Consider the following 1749-nt stretch of genomic DNA (forward strand, 5'->3'; position numbering starts at 1 on the left):
CGGCAGCTCCTACAGGGGAATGCATTCCAGATGTAGGAGCTGCCGAAGGCTGCGATCTTTCGCTTTTCAGAGAGAGGGTGAAATCGCCTTCAGCCACCAGATCGCTCAAGGGCGGCGCGAGGCAGTAGAACCATTGGGCGGCGCTGAGGCCGACAAGCGGATTTACCGGCAGTCGCCAGCGCTTGGCCCCCGCGCCCGCTGGCACTAGACTGGCGGCCTTTTCACCACCTTGATGTTGATGCTCGAGCCATGGCCGCCATAGTCGAACCGTTCTGGAAACGCAAAACCCTCGATCAACTCGATCACGAGGAGTGGGAATCGCTGTGCGACGGCTGCGGTCTGTGCTGCCTGCAAAAGCTCGAGGACGAAGAAGACAATAGCGTCTATTACACGCGCATCGCCTGCAAACTGCTGGATCTGAAAACCTGCCAGTGCAGCGATTATCCGAACCGGATCAAGTTTGTCCCGGACTGCATTCAGCTCACGCCGGGTCAGGCGGAAGAATTCAAATGGCTGCCTCCGACCTGCGGTTATCGTCTGGTCAGCGAGGGCAAGGATCTGCCGTTATGGCATCACCTGGTGTGTGGCGACCGCGATGCGGTGCACCATGAGCGGATTTCCCAGTCAGGGCGCATGCTCGCCGAAGGCAGCGTGCCGGAGGATGACTGGGAAGATCATCTGATTTTTCGCGCGGGCGGATGAGGTGGTGGGTTGTTGAACCCGTAAAGATCAAAAGATCGCGGCCTTCGGCAGCTCAACGATGGAAAACGTGATTCCGTGTAGGAGCTGCCGAAGGCTGCGATCTTTTGCTTTAAAGCCTCAGACGCCGGCCTTCGGCGAGACCAGCGAATCATTGCCGGTAACGGTTGCCGTTTCGGTGGCCACTTCGGCATTGGTCTTCAGCTTGCTCAGCTCTTCCCCGGCGCGTTCGATCTTCGCCCGCACGTTGCTCATGTCCTGACGGCCTTTTTCCAGCAGGCTTTTCGCCGAGCAGTGCCCGGTAATGCCACGGGCCACGGCCATGCCGCCGAGCGCCACTTGAATCAGGCCGAACACGCCGCCACGGCGCAGGCCCTTGCCGACCATCAGCACGCCGCCGGTCAACGAGCCGACGCGCTCCCAGCCATGCACGTTCTTGTGCGAAGGCGACTGGAACGGGGTGGATTCGATGCGTTCTACGCGTTTGAGCTCGCTCATGGTCTATCTCCAGGCAGGGTGCGATTGATAGATAAGCTGACTGCCAGGGCGGTCAGCTTGTTCCATCAAATGTGCGACGCTTCAGCGGAATTTCGGCCCGGAGCGGGTGTTCAGGCCTTTGGCCATGCGGTCGTAGAGCACGACGTTGACCGTGGCGGCGAGGTTCATGCAGCCGGTGGTCGGGATGTACACGACGTCTTCGCACCAGTCGCGAATCTCTTTATCCAGCGAACCGTCCTCGGGGCCGAAGATATACAGGGCTCGGTCGGGGTGGGTGTATTCGGGCAGCGGCCGGGCGCCGTCGACCAGCTCCACGGCGACGGGCACGCAGTTGAGCGGGAGGATTTTTTTCAGGTCGTCGATGCCGATCAACGGGATGTCGTAGTGCACGCGCTTGGTGTCGGTGACGAAGTCGGCGGCGCGTTCATAACGCTTGCCGGTGTAGAACACCGACGCCACGCCGTAACAGCCTGCGGCGCGCATCACCGAACCGACGTTCTCCGGTGATTTGGGGTTATACAAACCAATGCAGCTGTACCGTTTATCTGCCAC

At 60.3% G+C, this 1749-nt stretch carries 3 protein-coding genes; 1 reads left to right on the forward strand and 2 read right to left on the reverse strand.

Annotated elements, in window-relative coordinates; genetic code table 11:
* Positions 1–249 precede the first annotated feature (249 nt).
* On the forward strand, positions 250–702 hold the full coding sequence (locus F8N49_RS27560) for a YcgN family cysteine cluster protein (protein ID WP_122746543.1): 453 nt from the start codon (positions 250–252) through the stop codon (positions 700–702).
* Between the two features lie 117 nt (positions 703–819).
* Here the strand turns inward: F8N49_RS27560 and F8N49_RS27565 are convergent, their stop codons facing one another.
* Together F8N49_RS27565 and F8N49_RS27570 are read right to left on the reverse strand one after the other, a co-directional pair.
* Positions 820–1197, reverse strand: coding sequence for a DUF2892 domain-containing protein (locus tag F8N49_RS27565; RefSeq protein ID WP_016771231.1), 378 nt, complete (start codon positions 1195–1197; stop codon positions 820–822).
* Between the two features lie 81 nt (positions 1198–1278).
* A partial coding sequence (locus tag F8N49_RS27570; protein ID WP_256675535.1) for an RNA methyltransferase occupies positions 1279–1749 on the reverse strand: 471 nt, incomplete at its 5' end.

This window comes from Pseudomonas sp. GXM4 (assembly GCF_008923895.1).
GTDB classification, from domain to species: domain Bacteria; phylum Pseudomonadota; class Gammaproteobacteria; order Pseudomonadales; family Pseudomonadaceae; genus Aquipseudomonas; species Aquipseudomonas atacamensis.